This window comes from Plantactinospora alkalitolerans (genome assembly GCF_015690345.1).
Lineage (GTDB): Bacteria > Actinomycetota > Actinomycetes > Mycobacteriales > Micromonosporaceae > Plantactinospora > Plantactinospora alkalitolerans.
In genome coordinates, this window is the sequence record NZ_JADPUN010000165.1 from 13578 (window position 1) to 38043 (window position 24466).

Below are 24466 nucleotides of genomic sequence, written 5' to 3' on the forward strand. Positions count from 1 at the left end.
GGCGCCGAACCAGGCTCGGTGGGGCGCGCGCTTGGCAGGTCGGAACGGACCAGCCAAGCGTTTCGTCTTCTGGTCTCAGTTGGCTTCCGCCCTCAGCTCGCGGCTAGCTGGGGCGACGTGTTCGTTGCCGGCGCGTCCCTGGCCGGGCGTGGCCGTGACAGCGCGACGATGCGGGCGGTCAGCACGCTGGCGTTCAACACGGCCGCGACGGCCGTCCAGCTGACCAGCGCAATCGAGTAGTAACAAAGCTGGATGAACGTGATGTCCCGCCCGCCGCCGACGATCCGACCGAGGAGGTCCGGCAGGACCACCAGCAGGGCGAGGGGGGTGAGCCGGGGCAGCAGCCGCAGGGCGAGCCGCCAGGGCGGCCGGGTGGCGAAACGGTCTGCCCAGATCCGGGCGCGTCGCAGGTTGCGGATGCCGAGAAGAAGGCTGAGCAGGGTGAGGCCGGCCAGCGTCAGGTCGACGATCAGCCGTACCGGTGCGCCGGTCGACGGCTCGCCCCCCGTCACGAGGGTGGCCAGTTCGTCGGCGAGCGGGCTGATGCCTTCGTTGGCGAGGCCGATTCCGCTGTTGCCGATCACCGCGATGCCGTAGCCGTCCGGGAGCAGAAGTGTGTCGGCGGTGTAGGTGAACCATATGCCACTGTGGTTGACCCGGCCCTTGCGGTCGGTGTCCCAGCCCATCCCGTACGTCCAGCGTGGATCCGACGAGGTGTGCATGGAGGCGATGCTCGTGGCCGAGACCAGACGTGTCCCATTCGCGGCCAAGCCGGCGTTGCTCTGCACGATCAGCCATTTCGCCATGTCCGACGCCGTGCTGATGACGCCGTCGGATCCGTTGACGAACCGCTTCGGCTCGACGGCGGGAATCGACGCGCCGTAGGCGTAGACGTGTCCCTTTCGTACGTCGCGCGGCAGATCCCGTGGGGTTTGGTTGATCGTGGTGGTCGCCCCCATGCCGATCGGCTCGAAGACATGGCGGCGTAGATAGTCCGTGAAGGGCTCGCCCGCGACGACTTCCACCAGCCGCGCAGCCAGGTGGTAGTTCGTGTTCGTGTAGAAATGTCTTGTGCCCGGCTCGACGGCCAACGTGGCGCTCCGGGCTCGGGTCGCCGCGCCAGCGAGCGAGTCGGGCTGAGGCAGGCTCTTCTCCGGGAGCGTGGAGTCGGTGATTCCGGAGGTCTGGTCCAGCAGTTGGCGTACCGTGATCTGCGCTCCTCGGGGGTCGGCGATCCGGAAGTCAGGCAGGTAGTCGCGCACCGGCGACTCCAACGTCACCTTGCCCGCCTCGACCAGTTGCATCACGGCGAGCGCGGTGAACGACTTGCTGACGGAGGCGGCCGGCATCGGGGTCGTCGCGGTCACCGCGGCGCCAGCGGAGTCGTGGCCGTATCCGCCCGCGTACAACACCTGACTGCCTTTGGTGATCGTCACGGCGATTCCCGGATAGGCCGCCCTCCCCGCGTAGGCGGAAACCGCTCGCTCGATCGCGGCCGCGTCCGGTTCCTGCTTCGCACTCGCGGTGCCTGGCACCATCAGAACCACCAAACCGGCCGTAAGCGCTGCTACCGCACCCCACCGCGAGCCTTTGCCCTGCCACACAGCGTGCCCCCTACGCCTCGGTTGTACCGGCCACGCTAGGTATCGCGACAGCCGAGGGCAGGACCCGAAGGACACCAGTGAGCCCTGACTTTCGTTGAGTTCGGACGAGTTCCCCAGCACAACGCCCGGCAGGTCGGAGACGACCCGCCGGGCGTTCTGCTCTCTGGTGCTCAGATCGTGCTGAAGGACGGGTCCGGCCGGTCCACCCCGTCCCACGGCCGTTCCAGCGGCAGCCCACCGACGCCCTGGGCGAAGCCCCCGGCGGGCCCGCGATGGCTAGCGGCTGCGGAGCAGGTACGCCCGGATGATGGTCTGCTCGACCTGGCTGCCCAGGCTGTCCGCGACGATGGCCCGCAACGACACGTGGCCGGCGTCAGCCGGATGCGTCACTGCCGCGACCCAGCTGCCGCCGTCCAGTTTGATCGGGGCGGTCCGCCAGGTCGTTCCGTCGTCGTAGGACACCTGCACGGTGAGTTTGCTGACCGATCCGCCGGTCGAGCCGGGCTGATGCTCGACCCGGATCGGGATGAGGAACGGTTTTCCGGCCGGTGCCGTCCTTCCCGCGCCCAGAACGGGCGCGTACCGGACCGCCAGCAGCGGCAGCGCCACCGGTAGGGTGCTCGCCTTCTGCCGGGAGCGGAACGTCCACACCGACGAGACCTGCTCTTCCGACCCATGCCGGGCCTTACCGAGATGGTGCCGTCGCCGCGGACCTCGACGAGATCGCCGGTGATGAGCGTGACGGAGCGTGCTGTGGCATCCGTAGCAGCCGGTCCGGCGGCCCGCGCCGGAACGGGCGGCGTGGTCGTCGCGACAGCCGGCGCCGGTTGGCCGGTGGTGGACACGAGGGCAAGGCAGGCGGGGATCGCCAGCCACCGTAGACGTTTCACACAAGGTCCTCAGGGAGAAGGATGGCCGGCCGCCTACTCGCGGCCGGCCATCGGTACAGAACGGGGTGCCGCTACTCCTGCGGCAGGGTCGGTGCCTGCGGCGCGGCGTCGGACCACTCCGCCACCAGCACCACGGTGCTGCTCTCCTTGGCGGGGACCTTCGAGCCCTTCGGCGTCGAACTGGTCTTCGTGCCCAGCAGTCGATGGGCCGAAGGGTCGACGATCAGCCGCACGGTGGCGCTGTCGTCGCGGAATTCCACGCCCTGCCCGGACCGTCCACTCTCGTCCCTGACGGTGCCGAGGCTGCGCACACCTGGAACGTCGGCGAGGATCCGGAACGCCGCGGCGCGCACCTCCGGCGGCGCCGGGGTGTCCAGCAGCATCCGGCTCAGGAAACCGAACAGCAGCTGATCGCTCACGGCGCTGCCGGCGGCCGCCCCCATCTCCGCCTTGATCCGGCCGGTCACCCACTCGCGGAGTGCACCCTGCTCGTCGGGCAGGTGCCGGACCTGCTCCAGGCTGAGCTGGCCGAGATCCTCCAGGTAGCGGGGTGCCGCACTGTCCCTGGTGAGCGTGCCCTCACCCGGTCGGGTGGACAGGATCAGCTTCTTCGGGCTGTCGGTGTCGAGAGCCCACTCGGTCGGGGAGCCGGCCGCGCGCCAGGCCTGCTCGTCGGCGGCGCTGTACGGCCGTACGCCGAAATCGCGGCGGCCCGTCCAACTGGCCTTCCGCGGATCGCTGGCGTCCCAGCTCTCGTTGACAGTGCGCCGGAGCAGCCGATACCCGCCGGAGGCGGCCCCGACCGGCTGCGGTCCGAAGACGTCGAGCGTCTTGACATGCCAATACGTGCCCGACTCGGCGGGTGCCTGCTCCGCCCGGGTCGCCGCAGCGAGCAGAATATCGCGCGCCGTCACCGGCGTCGCGCCTCCGATGGCGCTGTCCACGGCTCCCGGCTGCCCGCCGGCCGGCGGCGGATCGCCCACCCGCGCGCCCTGCGGAGCCGAGATCACCGACACCGCGAGCACCCCGGCCGCGGCCGCTCCGACCAACCCGGTACCGAGAAAGGACCAACGCAGCACCGGCCGCGACGCCCTCGACCGGCCCACCACACGACGACCGGACGAATCCCCGGCCGGATCGGACGCGACGACCCCGTCCAGCACCCGCCGCCCCATCTCGCCACGCGCCCACCCGGCCGATTCCGGCCGACCCCGACGCACCATCTCGTCGATGTTCATGAAGTCTCCTCTACGCTGCCACTGGTTTGCGGACCGTCGGCGACGCTCCACCACTGTCTTCGGCGATCCGCTGGTAGGCGACGCGGAACCGGGTGCGGGCCCGGTGCAGCCGTACCGCGTAAGTGGGGCGCGAGACTCCGAGCACCCGTGCCGCCTCCGCCGCGGTCAGGTCGAACCAAGCCGCCGTCACCAACACCTCGCGGTCCCGCTCACCGAGCGCGTCCAGCGCCCGGCGCACCTGGTCCCGCAGCGCGACATCATCGGCGAGCCGATCCGGCCCGTCCTGCGCGACTGTCGACGTGACCATCCGCTCGTCCAGCACGGCCGTCGCGGTGCCCTGCCGGCGGTGAGCCAGCACCACCCTGCGCGCCACCCCGAACAGCCAGCCCCGCTCCTCGCCGGCCCGAACCCGGTCCAGCGACCGCCACGCCACCAGGAACACCTCACCCACCACGTCCGCAGCGTCCTGCCGGCCGACCCTCCAGACCGCATATGCGTGGATGTCGTCGGCATGTCGACGGAACAGTTCGGTCACCCGCTCTTCACGTTCTCGCATCGCACCTCCGCAGTTCGCCTTGTCGCGGGTACTTGTCGTCGACGGGGCCATGGATTACAGGAGCGGGAGCGGAGATTCCACGAGGCCCACGGCGGAGCGGGTACCCGACTGGCCTTCGGCGGGCGCGTCGACGCGACGACGACGTCTTTGTGGTGCGGATTCAGGAGCCTGTCGCCCGGTCGACGACATCGCGGATCGCCTGGACCACGGCGTCGGCGCGCTCGACGATCAGCAGAGCCGAAGAAAGGCTGTTGATCGTTGTGCGGCGACTGTCAGCCGACGATCGTGCCACCCGGAACGTCCCGGGTAGCAGCTCGGTTCTGCTCTATCTGGGCCTGTGCGACGGCGCGGAACCGCAGCATCGGCATGTCCGCCTCCGCGCGGTCGGCAAAGTGCTCGAGCAACTCCCGGTGGACAAAGATGTAGCCGTCGCCGACCTGGCGGAGGAACAGGCACTGCACGGCGTGGTCGAGGAACGGCAACAGCGGGTACGGCACCAGATCCTCCCGGGCGAGTCGCCGCCGTACGAGGGCCTGCTCGGCCATGGGGGAGAAGGCGACCACGCTGAGGAGTAGCAGCATGGTGCCGCCGCCGGCCAGCGCCGCGAAGCCGAGCGCCTCGGCGGTGCCCCGGGCCAGGGCGACGGGGAGGTAGCCGAGCCCGGCGACGAGGAGGCCCAGCCCGAGCAGCCCGCCCGCGATGAAGGTCAGCCGTTGCCGCAGCAGCGGGCTCGGCACCTCGCGGCGCCCGGTGCGGGGTGGGGGCGGCCGGAAGTAGAGGGTCAACTGGGCGCTGTCGAGGGCGACGAGGGACACCAGTGTGGTGAGGAAGAATCCGGTTCCGTAGCCGAGTCCGGCGGTCCAGCTGGGCCCGCCGGGGGCGATGCAGCCGGTGAGTACTCCGACGACCACCCCGGCGGCGGTCGCCGCGACCAGGACGGACCGTTCCAGGTCGCGGAGGTCATGGATCCAGTCGGCGAGCCAACTCCTCGGGCGCCGATTCTCGTCCCGACTACGAATGGTCCAGGTCAGGTGGAACAGGTTGTCGTACTTGCTCCAGTACATCAGCGCCGCCAGGGCCAGCAGGCCGCCGCTGACCACCAGGCCGGACGGCGAACCCGACGTCCATGCCGTCGCGCCGAAGACGGCGGCGATGGCGGTCCAACTGAACAGCCGGGTAACTTCCGCCGAGGTCCACAGTGAGCCGGAGTACCGGGCCGACCAGGACTCGTCGATCATGTCCAACACGAAGACCGTCTGGTTCCGCAGGCTCAGCGCCTGGGCGAGGATCGAGAGGTAGCCGGCGGTCCGCTCGGGCCGATAGTGCGGATGCGGCCGGCGACGCAGCATCGTGTCGACGTACCGGGCGAAGAGCCGGTCGCGGCCGGAGGCGGGTGGAGGTCCGCCGGCCGTGTCCGGGCGGTCGCCGGCCTCGTCCACGTACGCGAGCGCCATGATGCTGAGCATCAGCGGTGAGTCGGCGAGTTCCCACAGTTCGGGGTCGGCGTCGAGGGCGTCCCGCAGGTCGTCCAGTCCCGGCCGGTCGACGTACCGCTCGATCTGCGACCGGTCCAGCGGCTGGATGGCGACCGTGCCGTACAGGGACGGATCCGACCGGAGCCGCTCGTACTCCGCCTGCCGGCAGCAGATGGCGATCGGGGTCAGCAGGTGCCGATCGTGGAACGCGGCAATCGCCTCGGTACAGGCGTCTCGGTGCTGCTCGGCGACCTCGTCGAGGCCGTCCAGCAGCGGCAGGATCTCCCCCGCCGCCACCCAGGCGGCCGCCTGGGTGGCCGGAATGCCGTACCGCTCGGTGAGTTGCTCGGCGAGCCACTGGTCGATGGGCCGGCGGAGGGTCGCCCAGGAGGAGAGGTTGAACACCGCCGGGATCGGCGCCTCGGGGTCGTGTTCGGCGCGGTCGAGCAGGTCCCGGGCCAGCTCCAGCAGGGTGGTGGTCTTGCCGGAGCCGGGTGCGCCGATGATGACCACCGACTGGTCGAGCCGGTCGAACAGGGCCGACATCGACGTCCGGTCGTCGAGCGCGGTGGTGAAGCCGTCGCGCTGGCTGGCCCGCAGGCTCCACGGGTGATGCCGGTCGTCGGCGGTCGCGGCGATGCCCAGTTCGATCCGCGCCTCCTCGTGCAGGGAGCGGTCCAGAACGCTGGTGATCCAGTAGCGACGTACCCGTTCCAGCAACACTCGGCGGCCTCGTGCCGGTGCGGTCGCGGCGGCACGCCGGGGTTCCCGCCCACGCTGCGCCTCGATGACCACCAGGACCGTCACCAGCAGGACGAGCAGCGGCCAGGCCAACCACAGGTACGGAGTCCACTTCTCGGGCAACGCTCCCGTGGCGACGTTCGTGGCGACACCCAGCAGAGCCACGACGATCACCGACAGGGCAACTGTGACCACCCGATGCATGCGTCGTCTCTACCGTTCCCGGGCACGCCGCACAACCCCGCGCTCCGCCGGGTACCTGGCCCATGCCAGGTTGTCATGCCGGCGGTGGACGAATCTACGCGGCGGTCAGGTGCGGTTGGCCGCCTCGTACCTCACCCAACGGCCGGTGTAGGGACCGTTCGCCAGCCGGAGGTGGTCCACGCCGTTCAGCACGGCACGCCGGTCCAAGGTGACCCGGTCGCCTACCCGATAATTGGTGAGCACCGAGGTCATCGCGCCGGTCGCGTCGATGCTGTACGCCTCGGGCCGGGCCAGTGCGATCGACGCCGGGCGCGGAATTCGGTAACCGATGGGGGCGGCCTCACCGATCTGGTACGAATGCCCCGGCATCTCCTTGACGTGGTAGCCAGCCAGTTCACCGTCGCTGATCTCGTACCAGATGTCGAGTTGGTCCTTCACCCGTACTCGCCCTTTCGAGGCTGCCTTATAGGGCTGGACCAGCCTGATCGGTTTGGTGGCGGTGACGACACCCTGGTTGTCGAACTGGTATCCGGTGTGATCACCCGGATGGAGCAGGACCGTCCCGGTTATGCCGTGCGGCGGAAAATCGTTGTAATACGAATCCGCGATCCGTGCGAAGGCGGTGTCACCGGTGATCGCGAAGCACTGGATGTGCTGGGTGATGTGGGTGGAGTGGTAATTGCCCCCGTCCTTGGCGTGCCGCAGGCAGTACTTGCTCCGCCACTGCCGGTTGGCGATGTCGCCGTACACGTCGCGAGTGGTTGTCAGGGCACCCTGCAACAGCACCTTCGCGCGCTCGTCCTTGGTCACCACCCAGTAGTCCCACAGCCCGTACGCCGAGAAGGTGTGCCCGTTGTAGGTCTGGTCACCCGTGACCTCCTTCGGATTCGGGTACTCCTCCAGCCAGAGCTTCCCGTCCACGACGTACACGCCCCAGGGCTTGCCCGCCACCGGGGTCACCAGATAGGACGCGAACGTCGCGTCGGCCGCCGCCTTCCATTTCGCCTCGCCGGTGACGGTGAACAACCGGCAGAAGACGCTGAGCGCCTGGCCCTGGGCCATCATCGAGTACCACGGTGCCTCGTAGTACCCCTCGCTCCGGTGCAGTCGGTAGCGGAACGGGTACGGGTAGAACCAGCCGTCGCCCTCCAACACCCGCCGGTCGATCAGCCGTTGCGCCTGCTTCTTGGCCCGGTTCAGGTACTCGGCATTCTTCGTGAGCCGGTGGGCCTCGATCAGATGCAGGCCGTACTGCGCCTGGCCGACCGGATGGTCGTACAGTTTTCCGCCGAGCAGGGCCATCCGGACGCCCGACGGGTCGTGTGTCCCCGGGTCGACAAGCGGCACGGCCGTGCTCATGTGGTAGGGACGGATTCCGTCCCGGAGTTCGCGGATCTCGAAGTCCTCGTAATCGAAATTGGCCTTGATCGGAGATCCGAGAAAGACGGCCGGACTGGGCTGGCTGGCCACGAGTTTCGGATCGATGGTCCGGCTCTCACTACAACCACTGGCCAGTCCGGCGACGGCCCCGAGTCCGCCGACCGCGATTGCGCCGCGTAACACGGCGCGACGCGAAAGTTCGGCATGCCGGACGGCATTCCCGATGCGGCGTTGCTTTTCCACTACCGACCCCCCCGTCGAGACGCAACCAGGTGCGTCACCTTCTGCTGCCGATGACCTTGTGGTACTCGATCAGATACTTTCGGTCATCGCTCCTTGCCCGCCCGAAATTCGCGGGCCTTCTACCTACCAAAGGCCATCGGCGCCCAGATGGTTTCATCCGATCGCAAGATTTGTTTCGCAGCCCTGGGGGGTGGGGCAATCTCGGCCGGATATACCCGTTGCGATGGTTGGTGGGGACGCGCCCCGTTTGTGGCCCCGGTGGCGCGCTCCGATGGGGCGTCGCGCCGGCACGGTTTCGCGGAACGCCCGGCGCGATCCCGGGTGGGATCACGCCGGGCGTTCCGGCGCCGGTCGGTCGGGCCGGTTACCGCGTCCGGAGGCCGAGGTCGATGGTTCGGGTCAGCGTCGCCTGGTCGTCGTCGCCGTCGAGCGACCAGACCATCGCGCCGCCGAGTCGCTGGGACCGGATGAACAGGGTCTTCTGGAGTACGACCGCGGGATCCTCGTACGTCCAGAAGGTCGTACCGTCGTAGAGCCAGGCGGTGCCGGCGCGGAGGTCGCGGTAGACCTTGAAGCCGTCCTGGCCGACCTTGGTCTTGAGGACCTTGTAGTCCTCGTAGCCGGCCTCGAAGGTCGCCGGGGCCGCGCCGCCGGTGGAGGTGCCGAGAAGGCCGTTGCGGCCGCCGGTCACGCCGGCCCATCCCCGGCCGTAGTACGGGATGCCGAGCACCAGTTTGCCGCGCTCGGCACCCCGGTCGAGCCAGGCGTCGATGGTCCGGTCCACCGCGAAGTCGGGTTCGGTGGCTCCGGCCGGTACCCGCAGCGCGGACTGCTGGTTGGCGACCGGTTCCCAGCTGCCGTGGAAGTCGTACCCCTGCACGGTGGCGAAGTCGAGGTTCTTGAAGACCTGTCGGACCTCGAAGCCCGCGTCGATCGCGGCCGGGTGGGCCGGTACGAAGGCGGTCAGTTCGTAGTGCTTGCGGGCCGGCCTGCCGGCCGCGTCGAGTTGCCGGCGGAATTCGGCGACCAGTGCGGTGAAGTTCTGCTTGTCCTCGGGTCGATGGACCGTGTCCACGTCGCCGGCCGAGCCCGGCCACTCCCAGTCGAGGTCGATGCCGTCGAAGACCCCGGCGAGTGAGCCCGGTCCACCTGCGCTGCCGTCCGGGTTGGGCAGGTTGCCCTTGATGTAGAGGTCGATGCAGGAGGCGACGAACTTCCGCCGAGACTCGGGGGTCAGCGAGGCGTTGGAGAAGTGCGTCGACCAGCTCCATCCACCGAGCGAGATCAGCACCTTCAGGTCGGGGTGGATCGCCTTGAGCTTCTGGAGTTGCCCGAAGTTGCCGTTCAGCGGCTCACCCCAGGTGTCGGCGACACCGTCGACGCTTTCCTGCGCCGGGACCGGCCGCTGGTAGTCGGCCCAGGCGTCGCCCTCGGGTGCCGCGCCGTCGACGTAGCAGCGGCCGTCCGGGCTGACGTTGCCGAACGCGTAGTTGAGGTGGGTGAGCCGGAGCGCGGCACCCGAGTCGTGAAGCTTCTTGACCGTGAAGGCTCGCCCGTAGATGCCCCACTGGGTGAAGTAGCCGACCTTGACGAAGCCGTCCCGCTGGCCGGCGTCGTGCTTGGACGGTGTGCCGGGGGCGGCCGATGCCGAGGGTACGGCGATGCCGGCCAGCAGGGCGGTGATCGCCGTGACGGCGGTCGCGGCGGTCGCGGTGCTGAGTCGACGGAGGACGGATCCGCGCATATGCACTCCTGACGGGGGTTGGAGCGACAGCTAATGGTTAGGAAAGTTTCCGATGACGGCAAAGGTAGGGCCGCCGGTGTCGTACGGTCAAGGGCCGTTCGCGCGCTGTCATGGCGACCTTCCCCTGTGGTCCGGTGTGGACGCGTGACGCGACCTTGGGCGCGCGACAGGACTTAAAAAAATATTTAGGAGTCTGAACTGATCTACTGGGATCCCCGCCTCCGTACCCATCGGTAGCTGCGACCGGGCAGCGGACGATCGAGGGAGCGGTGCATGTACAGGCGAAGCAGGGCGAGCGGCCGGACGCGGAAGATCTTCCTGGGCGTCGCGGCGACGGCCCTGCTCGGCGGCGCGTTGGCCGTCGGCACCGGACTCGGCAACGCGGGCGAGAACTGCGCCGGCCTGGACACCGCACTGCGCAACAACCTGAACTTCATCGCCGGCCAGCAGGCCAACCCGGACGCCCAGTCCGACGCGCGGATCGCCAACCGGCAGGCCGTGGTCGACCTGATCCAGCAGCGTCGCGCAACGGCCGGCTGTACCGCCGATGTCCGCGCCGACGCCCCCGCGCACCCGCCGGTCGCTGCCGACCCGACCACGGTCCCGCCTGCCGCGAAGCCGCCTGTGGTGAAGCCGCCGGCCACACCGCCCGCCAGCTCCGGCGGCGGGGCCGAACCGGCGGGCACCGTCGTCTGCAAGGGGTCGACCGTGACGCTGTTCAACGAGGATGCCGCACCGGCGGCGTCCAGCGGGACGTTCCCGATCGGTACCACGCTCAAGGTCACGAACCTGGACAACAACAGGAGCATCACGGTCAAGGTGACCAGCCCTTCGGGAAGTTGCGTGCTGCTCAACAGTGCGGCGTACGAGCAGGTCCGCGAGCCGGGCAAGTTCGTGATCCGGCGGCCCGTGGTCGAGCGGGTCGGCTGACCGAAACCGCTTCCCGGCACTCTGCCGTGCTGGGGGCGCGATCTCCGCTGCGGTCCTGTGGTCGGCGGACTCTGCGCAGGTCCTCCGACAGGACGCGCGGTGGCACGGGTCGTCGCGAGGCGGCCGGTCCGGAACTGCGGGTCGGCCAATCTCCGGCGCCCGTAACCGACCAAAGACACGCCGGCTATGCCCTGTTGCGCCATTTGTGGGGCATTTGATGCAACTATGACCGCACTTAGGAATAAACTCCTGAAATCGCCCTCCAGTGCCGTCTGTCGACTCAGGGCTGATCAATAACTTTCACGTACTGAATCTTGCCCGGGGCAGGATCTTGATCGGTGGGGGAATTCCGTGTCGGTGATCCGTTTGGCGTCTCCTGGACGACGCCGTTGGTTTACTGCGGTGCCGATGGCGGGGGCCATCGCCGCCACCATCATCTTTGTCGGGATGGTGGGGATGCCGGCGGCGTGGGCTCAGCCTCCGGTCCCCTTGGGAGTCGCCGAGACCTACGGAGTGCTGGGGGGCCAGGCGGTCACGGATGTCCCGCCCCCCGTCGGCCCCTCGGTCATCAACGGGGACCTTGGGGTCTGGCCAGGCACGTCGCTCACCGGCGCCCCCGTGGTGAACGGCGAGATACACGTCGGTGACACCGAAGCGATGCAGGCCCAGTCCGCGCTGACCACGGCGTACAACTTTGCCGCGGCGCAGCCGGCGACCAGTACGGTGAGTTCGGACCTCGGCGGCCAGACCTTGGTCGCCGGGGTGTACGAGTCACCCGACACCATGGCTCTGACCGGCACTCTCACGCTGGACGGGCAGAATGATCCCAACTCGGTGTTCATCTTCCAGGCGGGATCCAGCCTGATCACCGCGACTGACAGCCGGGTCAACCTGACTCGCGGGGCTCAGGCGTGCAACGTGTTCTGGCAGGTGACCAGCTCGGCGACCCTGAACACCAGAACCATCTTCGCCGGAAGCATCCTGGCGCTGCAATCAGCGACGTTGGGCGAAGGAGCCACCGTGATCGGACGGGTATTGGCTCGGAACGGTGCCGTCACGCTGATCCACAACACCATCACGCGACCGTTCTGCACCCCGTCCATCGCGCCGCCGACGATCTCGAAGGCTTTCGGAGACCCGATCATTCCTCTGAACGGGACGACGTCGTTGGGTTTCACCATCACGAACCCAAATCCGGGTACGGGGTTGACCGGTGTCGGCTTCGGTGACGCGTTGCCTGCTGGGCTGGTGGTCGCGAGTCCTAATGGTGTGAGTGGTTCGTGTGGTGGTGGGACGATCACGGCTACGGCTGGTGGTGGCAACATCAGCCTGGCGGGTGCTGCCCTGCCGGCGGGTGGGAGTTGCACGTTCTCGGTCAACGTGACCGGCACGATCAGCGGTACGAAGGCGAACACGAGTGGCCCCGTCGACTCGAACCAGAGTGGTCCGGGTGCCCCGGCGGCCGCAAGCGTCACGGTGGCGGCTGCGGTCGTCGCGCCGCCGACGATCTCGAAGGCTTTCGAAGACCCGATCATTCCTCTGAACGGGACGACGTCGTTGGGTTTCACCATCACGAACCCCAATCCGGGTACGGGGTTGACCGGTGTCGGCTTCGGTGACGCGTTGCCTGCTGGGCTGGTGGTCGCCACTCCTAATGGTGTGAGTGGTTCGTGTGGTGGTGGGACGATCACGGCTACCGCTGGTGGTGGCAACATCAGCCTGGCGGGTGCTGCCCTGCCGGGGGGTGGGAGTTGCACCTTCTCGGTCAATGTGACCGGCACGACCAGCGGTACGAAGGTCAACACGAGTAGCCCCGTCGACTCCAACCAGAGCGGCCCCGGTGCCGCTGCCTCGGCGAGCGTCGCGGTCGGCGCCGCGGTCGTCGCGCCGCCGACGATCTCGAAGGCTTTCGAAGACCCGATCATTCCTCTGAACGGGACGACGTCGTTGGGTTTCACCATTACGAACCCAAATCCGGGTACGGGGTTGACCGGTGTCGGCTTCGGTGACGCGTTGCCGGCGGGGCTGGTGGTGGCGAGTCCTAATGGTGTGAGTGGTTCGTGTGGTGGTGGGACGATCACGGCTACGGCTGGTGGTGGCAACATCAGCCTGGCGGGTGCTGCCCTGCCGGCGGGTGGAAGTTGTACGTTCTCGGTCAACGTGACCGGCACGACCAGCGGTACGAAGGTCAACACGAGTAGCCCAGTCGACTCCAACCAGAGCGGCCCCGGTGCCGCTGCCTCGGCGAGCGTCGCGGTGGCGGCTGCGGTCGTCGCGCCGCCGACGATCTCGAAGGCTTTCGGGGACCCCATCATCGAGGCCGATGGGACGACGTCGCTGAGTTTCGTCATCGCCAACCCCAATCCGGGTACGGCGTTGACCGGCGTTGGCTTCAGTGACGCGTTGCCGGCGGGGCTGGTGGTCGCGACTCCCAATGGTGTGAGTGGTTCGTGTGGTGGTGGGACGATCACGGCTACCGCTGGTGGTGGCAACATCAGCCTGGCGGGTGCTGCCCTGCCGGCGGGTGGAAGTTGTACGTTCTCGGTCAACGTGACCGGCACGACCAGCGGTACGAAGGTCAACACGAGCGGCCCCGTCGACTCCAACCAGAGCGGCCCGGGTGCTCCCGCGGCGGCAAGCATCACGGTCAGGATTCCCGTGGCACCGACGATCTCGAAGGCTTTCGGGGACGCCGTCATCGAGGCCGATGGGACGACGTCGCTGAGCTTCACCATCGCCAACCCCAACACGGGTACGGCGTTGACCGGTGTTGAATTCGCCGACGCGTTGCCGGCGGGGCTGGTGGTCGCCACTCCCAATGGTGTGAGTGGTTCGTGTGGTGGTGGGACGATCACGGCTACGGCTGGTGGTGGCAACATCAGCCTGGCGGGTGCTGCCCTGCCGGCGGGTGGAAGTTGCACCTTCTCGGTCAACGTGACCGGCACGACCAGCGGTACGAAGGTCAACACGAGCGGCCCCGTCGACTCGGACCAGAGCGGCCCGGGCACCCCTGCGGCGGCAAGCATCACGGTCAGAGTCGCCGCAGCACCGACGATCTCCAAGACTTTCGGGGAAGCCACCATCCCCCTGAACGGGACGACGTCGCTGAGCTTCAGTCTCACCAACCCCAACTCGGGCAGGTCGCTGACCGGCGTCAGCTTTGTCGACAACCTCCCTTCGGGACTGGTGGTCGCCACGCCCAACGCCGCGCAGACCAACTGCGCCTCCGGCACGATCGTCGCGAGTCCCGGCAGCAGCAGCATCAGCCTGTTCGGTGCCACCCTGCCGGCCAACGGGAGTTGCACGGTGTCGGTCAACGTCACCGGCAAGACCACTGGAACGAAGGTCAATACGACGGTCGCGGTCACCTCGGTCGAGAGCGGCCCGGGTGCCCCCGCCTCGGCAAGCCTCACCGTCGGGAAGGTACGACCTGTTCTGCCCGTCACCGGTAGCCGAGGATCAATCTATGTCGCTGTCGCCCTGGCCATGATCGGCCTTGGTGTGGCGCTCCTGACGATCAATAACCGGTTCACCCGCCGCAGACGCTACATCGCCTGACCTCGACGCAGGAGAGGGGCGGGAGGGCCGTCCGGGCGGACCGTCGTCAGGCGGAGGAGGCCACGGGCAGGTGGTGTGGCATGTTCCAGCCGTCGGCGAGCCTCGACGGGTGTACGTTCTGGCCACCGCCGAAGAACTCGCAGAATTTCATGATCAGCGGATCCCAGCCGGCCGGGTCCACGTAGTGCGTCCCGGGGATGAGGAGACGCTCCTCGACGTGGGTTCGGAGCACCTCCACCTCGAAGGCGGTGCACTCCGGCCGGGGGTCGCCGAACGGGTGTGCCGAACGGACCCGGCACTCCAACTGGATCGGACACTCCGCGACCCGGGGTGCCCGGACCAGTTCCGATGCCTGCTCGGTCAGGCCCGCGGCCGAGAACTTGTCCGGCTCGTACCGGTAGCCCTGGCGTAGCTTGTGCTCCGGCACGGCCCGCTTTCCGGTGGTGAGGGCGATCCGGTCGACGGCGTCGACCATCGACGACGAAGGCAGGTTGAGTACACATTCGCGCTCGCGCAGCAGGTTCGCTGTCGTCTGGCCGCTGTTGCCGAGGCCGAGCATGGCCGACTGGTTGAGCCACCAGGCCGACGACATCGGCGCGAGGTTCGCGGTGCCGTCGGAGTTACGCGAGCTGATCAGCACCACTGGCGTGCCGAAGTACAACACCTTGAGCCCTGGGACGATGTGCATGCGTCAACTCTCGCCAACACCGGGCGGGGCTGCTGGCGGGCATCGGACATCGCGCTCCGTACCGGTCGGGCCGGTCGGACGTGGTGTCGGGACGCCGGGTACCGGTCCGCCGCCTCCTCGACGTCGCCGTCGTCAGCAGGTGCCGAAGCCCTCGTCGAACAACTGTTGCGCGTAGTCGGCGTACCCGGCGACGGTCTTCCGGACCGTCCGACCGTCGTGCAGGAACAGGTACGCCCGGTCGCCCTGCCGGGCGAGCAGCCCGTCGAACCGGTACGTCCCCGCCGGCGCGGTCAACCGGGTCGCGGCCGGATAGGCGGCCCGTACCTGCTCGACCGGGGTGCCTGCGGTGACGCCCTCCGGGGTTTTCACCGGTGGGCTGGCCCAGAGCAGCACCAGTCGGTCGTCGGCGAAGACCGGGCTGACCGCCGGAGGGTCGGTGAGGCTCGACCCGCAGGCCAGTTCCGGCTCGGGATGCAACTGGCCGCGTCGCAGCAGCTCCTGTTCGGTGTCGCCGAACTCGACGTCGCGTACGCCCCGCAGGTTGAGGACGTCCGTACCGGAGGCCGGAGGCGTCGGCGGCTCATCGGACCCTGTCCGGTACGCGTGGCAGACCGCGATGGTGGCAGCCACCAGCACTGCGGCGATTCGTACGACTTTCCGTGCCTCCATGTCACCCTCCGGGCACACAGAGTAGTTTACTCCTGATTGGTCCGATTCGTCGGGGTGGTACCGCTGGCTCCACAGCAGAATCGACGCCATGGCGATCGTCGCGCAACCGCTGCACGCCCGACCACGACCGGCAGACCAGTTGGCCTGGCTCACCGCCGGCTGGCCCGAGTTCGTCTTCCACGATCAGGAGACCTCCCGGCACCTCGGCCGGGTCCGCGAACTCTTCGCCGAGTTGGAGGTCGTACTGCTCGACGACGACGAGATCGTGGCGGCGGGCTGGGCGGTACCGCTGTGCTGGAGCGGCGAGGTCGACGACCTTCCCGCCGGCTACAACGACTCACTGGCCCGGGCCCTCGCCGCGTACGACACCGGGCGGCGGCCCGACACCCTTGCCATTCTCGCCGCTGCCGTCCGCCCCGACCGCCAGGGTCAGGGCCTCGCCGGCGAACTGCTGGGGGCACTCCGCGAACTCGCCGGACGGGCCGGTTGGCCGCGGGTGATCTGTCCGGTCCGGCCGACCCTGAAGTCCCGCTACCCGCTCACCCCGATCGACCGGTACGCCGGCTGGACCCGCACGGACGGAACTCCGTTCGACCCGTGGATCCGTACCCACTGCCGGCTCGGCGCCCGGATCGTGGCGACGGCTCCCCGGTCGCAGGTCATCACCGGCACCGTCGCGCAGTGGCAGAGTTGGACCGGGATGGCGTTCCCCGACTCCGGGAGCTTCGTCATCCCGGACGGGCTGAGCGTCCTGCACATCGATCACGCCACCGACCACGGCGTATACGTCGAGCCGAACGTATGGCTCCAGCATCGCTGAGGGACAACCCGGTCGGGCCGACTGACAGATCACCGGTCAGGACGGCCGGAGCACGTCCTTCGCCACCAGCCGTCCGTCCGCCGCGCAGATCCGGTAGACGTCGAACCGTGGCTGTAGGACGTCGCCGTGCGAGCGGTAGTACCGGCACTGCGCACCGGCCGGCCTCGGCAACGGATCCGGCTCCGGTGGTTCGAGAGTCTCCCGGCTGGGCAGCAACGGGGCCACCACGGTCCAGTTCTGCCCCACCTCCAGCCCCGCATACGTCGTCGGATCGAGTACCGAACTGCTGGTCGCGTAGAGGTAGTAGCCGAGCGCCGTACCGCCCAGCGTCACCGCGAGAGTGGTCAGCACCATCGCGGCGCCGACCAGCCCGCGCCGCGCCTCCCGGTGGACCAGCCGGCGCCGGTCCAGCGCCGATCCGGGCTCCGGGCTCGGTGGACCGGCCAGCCCAGCCCGTCCGGCCAGCCCAGCCCGTCCGGCCAGCCCAGCCCGTCCGGCCTGGTTGGGCAGCCGCGCGACGACCTCGAAGCCGCCGTCCCGCTCGCCGGCGTGCAGGGTGCCGCCGGCGAGCCGTACCCGCTCGCGAAGCCCGACCAGACCGTGACCGCCGCGACCGCCACGACCACCGTGACCGGTCGCGGCCCCGGGTGCGGTCGCGGCCCCGGGTGCGGTCGGCGGCCGGGCGTTCACGACGCTGACCAGGACCGTCCCGTCGGCGTCGGAATCGAGCCGCACGGTGGTCGCGGCGCCCGGGGCATGCTTGTTGGCGTTGGTCAGCGCCTCCTGCACCACCCGGTGGACGGCCCGGTCCACCAGCGCCGGCGACGGCTCCGGCGGTTCCGGCGGTTCTGGCGGTTCCGACGGCTTCGGCGGTTCTGGCGGTTCCGACGGCTTCGGCGGTTCTGGCGGTTCCGACGGCTTCGGCGGTTCCGGCGGATCCGCCCGGTGCAGTTCCACCGGCATGCCCGCCGCGCGGGCCCGGCGCACGAGTTCGGCGACGCTCTCCCCGGCCGGCCGGACCGGCGCCTCGGCCGGTGGATCGTCCCGGAGCACGTCGATCACCTCCCGGAGCTGCCCGGTGGCCGCCGCCGCGCCCGCCCGCAACTGTCCGGCCACCGCGCGGGTCCGCTCGTCGAGCCCGGTGGTGAGTTCCAGTGCGCCGGCCCGGAGCGCGAGCAGGCTCAACTCGTGCCCGAGTGAATCGTGCATGTCCTCGGCTATCCGGGCCCGCTCGCGCAGCCGCACCTCCCGGGCCAGGATCCGCTGCTCACGCTCCAACTGCTCGGCCTGTTCCCAACCGGCGGCGAGCAGTTCGCGCTGCTGGCGCCGGTACCGCCCCAGCAGCCACGGAAACAGCCCGGCGTAGATCAGCGCACCGACCTGCGTCGCCCAACTGATGAAATCGTATTGGGCCAGCACCACCGGGGTACCGACCAGCGCCAGCCCGGAGAAGCTCGCCGCCGCCGGCCAGATGGTGGCCATCCGCCGGCCGAGCAGATAGCTGACCATCGGCAGGCCGAACGAGTAGTTGCCGTCCAGGACACAGAGCCCGACCACGACGAGGAGCGGAACCACCGGGGCCCGGCGGCTGACCGCCACCGCGCCGGCCCAGACCGCCAGCCCGACGACCAGAAGCCCGACCGGGTACGCCCGATGCCCGGTCCAGGAGAGTCCGACCAGGACGGAGAGAGGCGTCCAGAGCAGGATGTCCATGGCAAGGCGCCGCACCGTTCCGACGCTACGGCGCCGACCGGGTGTCCGCGATCGGGGAACGGCGCCCCGGTACCCGGAAAAACGGCGACGGCGACCCTGAGAAAGGTCAGGGTCCGGGGTCGACCATCGGCCGCATCGGTCGCCGGAGCCGGATTCGTATCTTCGACGGCATGCTGACAGTGCAAGCCGGGCTGACTACGGCCCAGGTCGCCGAGCGGATCGCGACGGGCCAGGTGAACGACGTACCGGTCCGGTCCGGCCGAAGCGTCGGGGAGATCGTCAAGGCCAACCTGTTCACCCGGATCAACGCCATCATGGGCGTGCTGTTCGGGGTGATCCTCGCCGTCGGCCCGATCCAGGACGCGCTCTTCGGCGGCGTGATCATCGCCAACACGCTGATCGGCGTGATCCAGGAACTGCGCGCCAAACGGACCCTGGACCGGCTGGCGATCGTCAGCGCGGCCCACCCGGTGGTCCGGCGGGACGGGCAGGCCGTCGAGGTGGCCGCCGCCGACCTCGTGCTGGACGACCTGATCGAACTGGGACCCGGGGACCAGATCGCGGTCGACGGAGTGGTCACCGAGGCGGAACAGTTGGAGGTCGACGAGTCGCTGCTGACCGGCGAGGCCGATCCGGTGATCAAGCAGGCCGGCGATCCTCTGCTCTCCGGCAGCTTCGTCACCGCCGGCAGTGGGGCGTTCACCGCGACCAAGGTCGGCCGGGCGGCGTACGCGGCGCGGCTGGCCGAGGAGGCCAGCCGGTTCACCCTGGTCAACTCGGAACTGCGCGGCGGCCTCAACACCATTCTGCGGTTCGTCACCTGGCTGATCATCCCGACCGGACTGGCGCTGATCATCAGCCAGTACCTGGTCAACTCGGACAACCTGCCCGAGGCCGTCCGGCGGATGGTCGCCGGCCTGGTTCCGATGGTTCCGGAAGGACTGGTGCTGCTCACCTCGGTGGCCTTCGCGGTCGGCGTGATCCGGCTCGGCCGGCGGCGCTGCCTCGTGCAGGAACTGCCGGCGATCGAGGGGCTGGCCCGGGTCAGCGTGGTCTGCCTGGACAAGACCGGAACCCTCACCGACACCGCCATGGACGTGACCGAGGTACGCCGCCTCGCCCCGGACGCCCCGGTAGCAGAGGTACTGGGCATGCTCGGCGCTGCCGACGAGCGACCCAACGCCAGCCTGCGCGCGATCATCGAGGCGTACCCGGCACCGGGTGGTGGCTGGACCGTCCAGGACCGGACCCCGTTCTCGTCCGCCCGGAAATGGAGCGGCGCCACCCTGACCGACCCGTCCGGCGACACCGCGCAGTGGCGGCTCGGCGCCCCCGACGTACTGCTCCCGCCCGGCCACCCGGCACTCGTCGAGGCCGACCATTACGGCGCCCAGGGACTCCGCGTACTGCTGCTGGCCCGGCAGGGATGTGAGGAGGGGGCCCTTCTTATACAGAAAGCGATAACAAGGGGCCCTTCCTTACATCCGGTCGCGATGGTGGTGTTGGGGCAGCGGGTGCGGGGGGAGGCGGCGCGGACGCTGCGGTACTTCGCCGAGCAGGGGGTGGCGGTCAAGGTCATCTCCGGGGACAACGCGCTGTCGGTGGGTGCCGTCGCCCGTAGCCTCGGACTGGCCGGGGCGGAGAACCCGGTCGATGGCCGGGAGTTGCCGACCGATCCGGCGGAGCTTGCCGAGGCGGTGGACCGGCACACGGTGTTCGGTCGGGTCGGGCCGCAGCAGAAGCGGGACATGGTCGCGGCACTCCAGGCCCGGGGGCACACCGTGGCGATGACCGGCGACGGGGTCAACGACGTACTCGCGCTGAAGGACGCCGACATCGGGGTGGCGATGGGCTCGGGCAGCCCGGCCAGCCGGGCGGTGGCCCAGATCGTCCTGCTGGACAACAACTTCGCCGCGCTGCCGGCGGTGGTCGCCGAGGGCCGACGGGTGATCGGCAACATCGAGCGGGTCGCGAACCTCTTCCTGACCAAGACCGTCTACTCGGTGCTGCTCGCCGTCATCGTGGTGCTGACCCAGGTGCCGTACCCGTTCCTGCCCCGGCACCTGACCATCATCTCGTCGCTGACCATCGGCATTCCGGCGTTCTTCCTGGCGCTCGCGCCGGGCAACGAACGGGCCCGGCCCGGCTTCGTCGGCCGGGTGCTGCGGTTCGCCGTACCGGGCGGGCTCGTGGCGATGGCGGCGACCATCACGTCGTACCTGCTGGCCCGGAATGTCTACGGCGGCGACCTGGCCGCGGAGACCTCGGCCGCGACGCTGACCCTGTTCCTGGTCGGACTCTGGGCGGTGGCCATCATCGCCCGCCCGTACACCTGGTGGCGGATCCTGCTCGTCGCGGTGATGGGTACGGCGTTCGTGGTCGTGCTGCTGGTGCCGTTCCTCCAGGAGTTCTTCCAGTTGAGCCTGGTCGGAACGACCGCACCGGGGATCGCGGTGGCGCTGGCGGTCGTCGCCGGGCTGCTGCTGGAGCTGATCCGGGCCGGGCTGCGTCCCCGCGCGGCCCGGTGAACGGGACATCATTCCTATTTGGATACATCGAAATGTAGCCTCGCGTCGATGGGTTCCGGCGCAACGGTCCACGGGGACCGTCACGCCGACCGATCGGAAGGGGACACGGGGAGATGAGATCGTCGATGGACAATCGAGGTCGGTCCGGGAGGTTCGGCGTCGCCGTCGCGTTGGTCGTCGGGTTGGTCGTCGGGCCCGGGCTCGGGGTGGCCGGTCCGGCATCGGTCGCGTCGGCCGCACCGGCCGGACCGGCCGCACCGGGCTCCGGGGCGGGCGGGGGCGGGACGGTGGGCTCCGGCACGGCGGACGGAATCCGCAACGCCGCTGCGCCGACAGCGATTCCGAACAGCTATCTGGTGGTGTTGAAGGACGCCGGTGCCGCCCGCGCGGCCGTCGGCCAGACCGCCCGGGACTTCACCCGACGGTACGGCGGGGTCGTCGGCCACCAGTACACGTCCGCGTTGCGCGGCTTCTCGGTGACCGGCAGTGCGGCGCTGGCCCGGAAGATCGCCGCCGACCCGGCCGTCGCGTACGTCGAGCAGAACCAGGTCGTGACGCTCGACGACACCCAGCCGAACCCGCCATCCTGGGGACTCGACCGGATCGACCAGCAGGACCTGCCGCTGAGCAGTTCCTACACGTACCCCTCGGACGGTGGTGAGGGCGTGCACGCGTACGTCGTCGACACCGGGATCCGGATGACGCACCAGGACTTCGGCGGGCGGGCGGTGCAGGGAATCGACCTCGTCGACGGGGGAGCCGCCGACGACTGCAACGGGCACGGCACGCACGTCGCCGGAACGGTCGGCGGCACCGCGTACGGGGTGGCGAAGGAGAGCACCCTGGTCGCCGTACGGGTCTTCGACTGCATCGGCGCCGGGGACCTCGCCACGGTCGTCGCGGCGGTCGACTGGGTCACCGCCAACGCCGTCGCACCGGCGGTGGCCAACCTGAGCCTCGGCTACACGCCCGCCACGTCGGATCCGGGCGGGACGCTGGACAGCGCCATCGCCAACTCCATCGACGAGGGCATCACCTACGCGGTGTCGGCCGGCAACAACAGCAGTGACGCCTGCGCGAAGACCCCGGCCCGGCTGCCGGAGGCGATCACGGTCGGCGCCTCGGAGTCCGACGACGGCACCTGGCCCAGCACCAACCAGGGACCCTGCGTCGACCTGTTCGCGCCGGGGCTGAACGTGGTCTCCGCCGGGCACGCCAGCGACACGCAGCAGTACATCCGCAGCGGTACGTCGATGGCGAGCCCGCACGTGGCCGGGGCGGCGGCGCTGCTGCTCGCCGCACATCCGGGCTGGACGCCGGCCCAGGTACGCGACGAACTCGTCTCCACGGCCACCCCGGACCGGCTGGACTGGATCTACACGAACACCGTCAACCTGCTGCTGTACGTCGGCTGACCTGATTTCGCCCGGTCAATACGGGAGTCGCCTCGGACGGGGCGGCTCCCGTACCATTTCGGCGTTGCTGATTCCGGGCATTTCTGCTCTCCGGCACCCTGGCACGAAATGGTGAGTCGACTGTAGAGCGTTTCTCGTACCGTCTTTTCTGACCGGGAGAACCCCAGGTCGGAGCAGGGTCAACCGCCGCATCGTCGAGCGCGACGGAACTGTCATCGAATTGACAGTACGGGCGACCCGATTACCGAAGAGGCGAAAGAGAAGAGGCTGCCCGATGAACGTACGTCAGAATGGTCCCGCACGTACCCGCCGGATCCTGGCCGGGGTGAACCTGGCCGCCGCCGCGGTCCTGGCGAGTCAGCTGGTGGTGGTCGCGCCGGCACAGGCGGTGCCCGGCCTGGTTCGGGTCCAGACCACCGGACCCGTCAACAGCGCATGGAAGACGACGAACGCGCAGTGCCCGGCCGGTACCACCGTGCTTGGCGGCGGCGGCCGGATCAACACGGCTTCCGGCCAGGTGGTGATGGACACCATGCTGCCGCTGAACGACGGGAGCGCGTACTCGGTGACCGGTCGGGAGGACGACAACGGGTTCGCCGGAAGCTGGTCGATCACCACCGTGTCGCTCTGCGCCCCGGCTCCCGCCGGCCTGGAGACCGAGGCGATGTTCTCTCCGGACAACTCGACCAACAAGTCGGTCACCCTGCCCTGCACGGCCGGGAAGAAGGCGCTCGGCGTCGGCGGCGAACTGTCCGGCGGGCTCGGCCAGGTGATCCTGGAGGAACTGCGTCCGGACGCCAACCTGAGCAGCGTCACGGTGACCGGCGCCGAGGACGCGAACGGCTATGCCGCGAACTGGAGCATCGCCGCCAAGGCGATCTGCGTGACGCCGCCGGCCAGCCTGCAACGGGTGGCGGGGCCGTTCGGCCTGCTCGACTCGACCGGTGTCAAGACCAACACCGCCACCTGCCCCTCGGGCACGCGGGTGCACGGCGTCGGTGGGGAGATCGAGGGTGGTGCGGGCCAGGTCCGGATGACCGGGGTCCTCGCCACCTCGACGACCTCGGTCACCGTGACCGGGATGGAGGACGAGAACGGCTTCGCCGGCAACTGGGGCGTCCGCGCCTACGCCGTCTGCGCCTGACCGGTCGGTGCTGCCCAGGATCCCCGTTCGCCGGGAGGCGGTCGGGGATCCTCGCTGTTCCGAGGCATGCTCGGGTCAGCGGAAGACAAAATCTATCGTGGTTGCGGTAGACATTCGGCGCCGCGTCGGCTAACGTTCTCTCTTGTCAAGAGAGCAAGGATTACCAAAGACGCAGACGTACCACCGCTCGGCCGTGAGGACACGACGAGCGGACGTGTCGGAGCCGCGCACCATCCGGACTCCGACCGGCAGGACGGTTCGTCGCAAGTGCATGGGGCCATGAGGTTGCAAGGGGCTCCGGCAGTGACGAACGCGAAGTAAAGAAGTGAAAGTGACAGTGGAAGCAGAGGAAAGGGAGGGGCTCACACCGTTGGATCGCCCGCTACCCGCGGTTGCGCGTGGAGCGGACACCGTAGTCCCATCGGAACGAAAGGTGGTCTCCGGTCACGATTATGCGATCCTCGCACCGCCAACCGCTTCGAGCGGTCGGTGCGGATACGACAAGCCGGCGGCAACGTCGGTAGATGGTGTTAAGACCCAAAACCCTGGGCCCCGGTGCATATATGCACCGGGGCCCTCGATGTGGAGGCTAGATGGGCCAAGACGCGAACATGTTTCTCGATGACGAGGACTACCCCGCCTACACGATGGGGCGGGCAGCGGAAATTCTCGGCACCACCCCGGGGTTCCTGCGCAGCCTCGGCGAGGCGAAGCTGATCGAGCCGCAGCGCTCGGCGGGCGGCCACCGCCGCTACTCCCGGTACCAGCTTCGGCTGGCCGCCCGGGCCCGCGAACTGGTCGACCAGGGCACCGCCCTGGAAGCCGCCTGCCGCATCATCATCCTCGAAGACCAGTTACAGGAAGCCCTGAGGCTGAACGAGCAACTCCGGCAGCAGGATTCAGCCGACGGATAGGTCGGGCGTCGC

Annotated in this window: 17 protein-coding genes; 7 read left to right on the plus strand and 10 right to left on the minus strand. The window is 69.2% G+C overall.

Annotated features, from left to right (window positions below; translation table 11 throughout):
* Positions 1-92: 92 nt before the first annotated feature.
* The 7 genes from I0C86_RS17050 to I0C86_RS17080 form a co-directional block, all read right to left on the minus strand.
* The gene (locus I0C86_RS17050) at positions 93-1538 is read right to left on the minus strand and encodes a serine hydrolase domain-containing protein (RefSeq protein ID WP_196202217.1); all 1446 of its coding nucleotides are present in this window, start codon (positions 1536-1538) and stop codon (positions 93-95) included.
* A 342-nt stretch (positions 1539-1880) separates the two neighbouring features.
* Positions 1881-2255: a hypothetical protein gene (locus I0C86_RS17055; RefSeq protein WP_196202218.1), complete on the minus strand. Its 375-nt coding sequence runs from the start codon at positions 2253-2255 to the stop codon at positions 1881-1883.
* A gap of 310 nt (positions 2256-2565) precedes the next feature.
* Positions 2566-3732 (minus strand): CU044_5270 family protein, encoded by a 1167-nt coding sequence (locus I0C86_RS17060; protein WP_196202219.1) that lies wholly within the window; start codon positions 3730-3732, stop codon positions 2566-2568.
* A gap of 10 nt (positions 3733-3742) precedes the next feature.
* Entirely contained in the window at positions 3743-4288 is a 546-nt protein-coding gene (locus tag I0C86_RS17065; protein ID WP_196202220.1) for an RNA polymerase sigma factor, read from the minus strand.
* Between the two features lie 272 nt (positions 4289-4560).
* Positions 4561-6708: an NACHT domain-containing protein gene (locus I0C86_RS17070; RefSeq protein ID WP_196202221.1), complete on the minus strand. Its 2148-nt coding sequence runs from the start codon at positions 6706-6708 to the stop codon at positions 4561-4563.
* A 105-nt stretch (positions 6709-6813) separates the two neighbouring features.
* On the minus strand, positions 6814-8271 hold the full coding sequence (locus tag I0C86_RS17075) for a D-glucuronyl C5-epimerase family protein (RefSeq protein WP_196202222.1): 1458 nt from the start codon (positions 8269-8271) through the stop codon (positions 6814-6816).
* Between the two features lie 424 nt (positions 8272-8695).
* Positions 8696-10075 (minus strand): glycoside hydrolase family 18 protein, encoded by a 1380-nt coding sequence (locus tag I0C86_RS17080; protein WP_196202223.1) that lies wholly within the window; start codon positions 10073-10075, stop codon positions 8696-8698.
* A 273-nt stretch (positions 10076-10348) separates the two neighbouring features.
* Here I0C86_RS17080 and I0C86_RS17085 point away from each other — a divergent pair, with 273 nt between their 5' ends.
* Together I0C86_RS17085 and I0C86_RS17090 are read left to right on the plus strand one after the other, a co-directional pair.
* Positions 10349-11005: an RlpA-like double-psi beta-barrel domain-containing protein gene (locus I0C86_RS17085; RefSeq protein ID WP_196202224.1), complete on the plus strand. Its 657-nt coding sequence runs from the start codon at positions 10349-10351 to the stop codon at positions 11003-11005.
* 408 nt (positions 11006-11413) lie between these two features.
* Positions 11414-14563: an ice-binding family protein gene (locus I0C86_RS17090; protein ID WP_196202225.1), complete on the plus strand. Its 3150-nt coding sequence runs from the start codon at positions 11414-11416 to the stop codon at positions 14561-14563.
* Between the two features lie 46 nt (positions 14564-14609).
* On the opposite strand, the gene I0C86_RS17095 is transcribed toward I0C86_RS17090, so the two are convergent.
* Positions 14610-15251, minus strand: coding sequence for a flavin reductase family protein (locus I0C86_RS17095; protein WP_196202226.1), 642 nt, complete (start codon positions 15249-15251; stop codon positions 14610-14612).
* Positions 15252-15383: 132 nt separating this feature from the next.
* A complete protein-coding gene (locus I0C86_RS17100) occupies positions 15384-15920 on the minus strand; it encodes a type 2 periplasmic-binding domain-containing protein (RefSeq protein WP_196202227.1) in 537 nt (178 codons plus the stop codon).
* Between the two features lie 88 nt (positions 15921-16008).
* Here I0C86_RS17100 and I0C86_RS17105 point away from each other — a divergent pair, with 88 nt between their 5' ends.
* The gene (locus tag I0C86_RS17105) at positions 16009-16740 is read left to right on the plus strand and encodes a GNAT family N-acetyltransferase (protein ID WP_196202228.1); all 732 of its coding nucleotides are present in this window, start codon (positions 16009-16011) and stop codon (positions 16738-16740) included.
* A gap of 36 nt (positions 16741-16776) precedes the next feature.
* On the opposite strand, the gene I0C86_RS17110 is transcribed toward I0C86_RS17105, so the two are convergent.
* Positions 16777-18468 carry a sensor histidine kinase gene (locus I0C86_RS17110; RefSeq protein ID WP_196202229.1) on the minus strand — a complete coding sequence of 564 codons (1692 nt, stop codon included), beginning with the start codon at positions 18466-18468 and terminating at the stop codon, positions 16777-16779.
* A gap of 155 nt (positions 18469-18623) precedes the next feature.
* Here I0C86_RS17110 and I0C86_RS17115 point away from each other — a divergent pair, with 155 nt between their 5' ends.
* The 4 genes from I0C86_RS17115 to I0C86_RS17130 all read left to right on the plus strand — a co-directional run bounded on the left by I0C86_RS17115 (position 18624) and on the right by I0C86_RS17130 (position 24454).
* Positions 18624-20981: a cation-translocating P-type ATPase gene (locus I0C86_RS17115; protein WP_196202230.1), complete on the plus strand. Its 2358-nt coding sequence runs from the start codon at positions 18624-18626 to the stop codon at positions 20979-20981.
* Positions 20982-21106: 125 nt separating this feature from the next.
* Positions 21107-22396, plus strand: coding sequence for a S8 family peptidase (locus tag I0C86_RS17120; protein WP_196202231.1), 1290 nt, complete (start codon positions 21107-21109; stop codon positions 22394-22396).
* A 274-nt stretch (positions 22397-22670) separates the two neighbouring features.
* A complete protein-coding gene (locus I0C86_RS17125) occupies positions 22671-23540 on the plus strand; it encodes a hypothetical protein (RefSeq protein ID WP_196202232.1) in 870 nt (289 codons plus the stop codon).
* A gap of 593 nt (positions 23541-24133) precedes the next feature.
* A complete protein-coding gene (locus I0C86_RS17130) occupies positions 24134-24454 on the plus strand; it encodes a MerR family transcriptional regulator (protein WP_196202233.1) in 321 nt (106 codons plus the stop codon).
* The last annotated feature ends 12 nt before the right edge of the window (positions 24455-24466 follow it).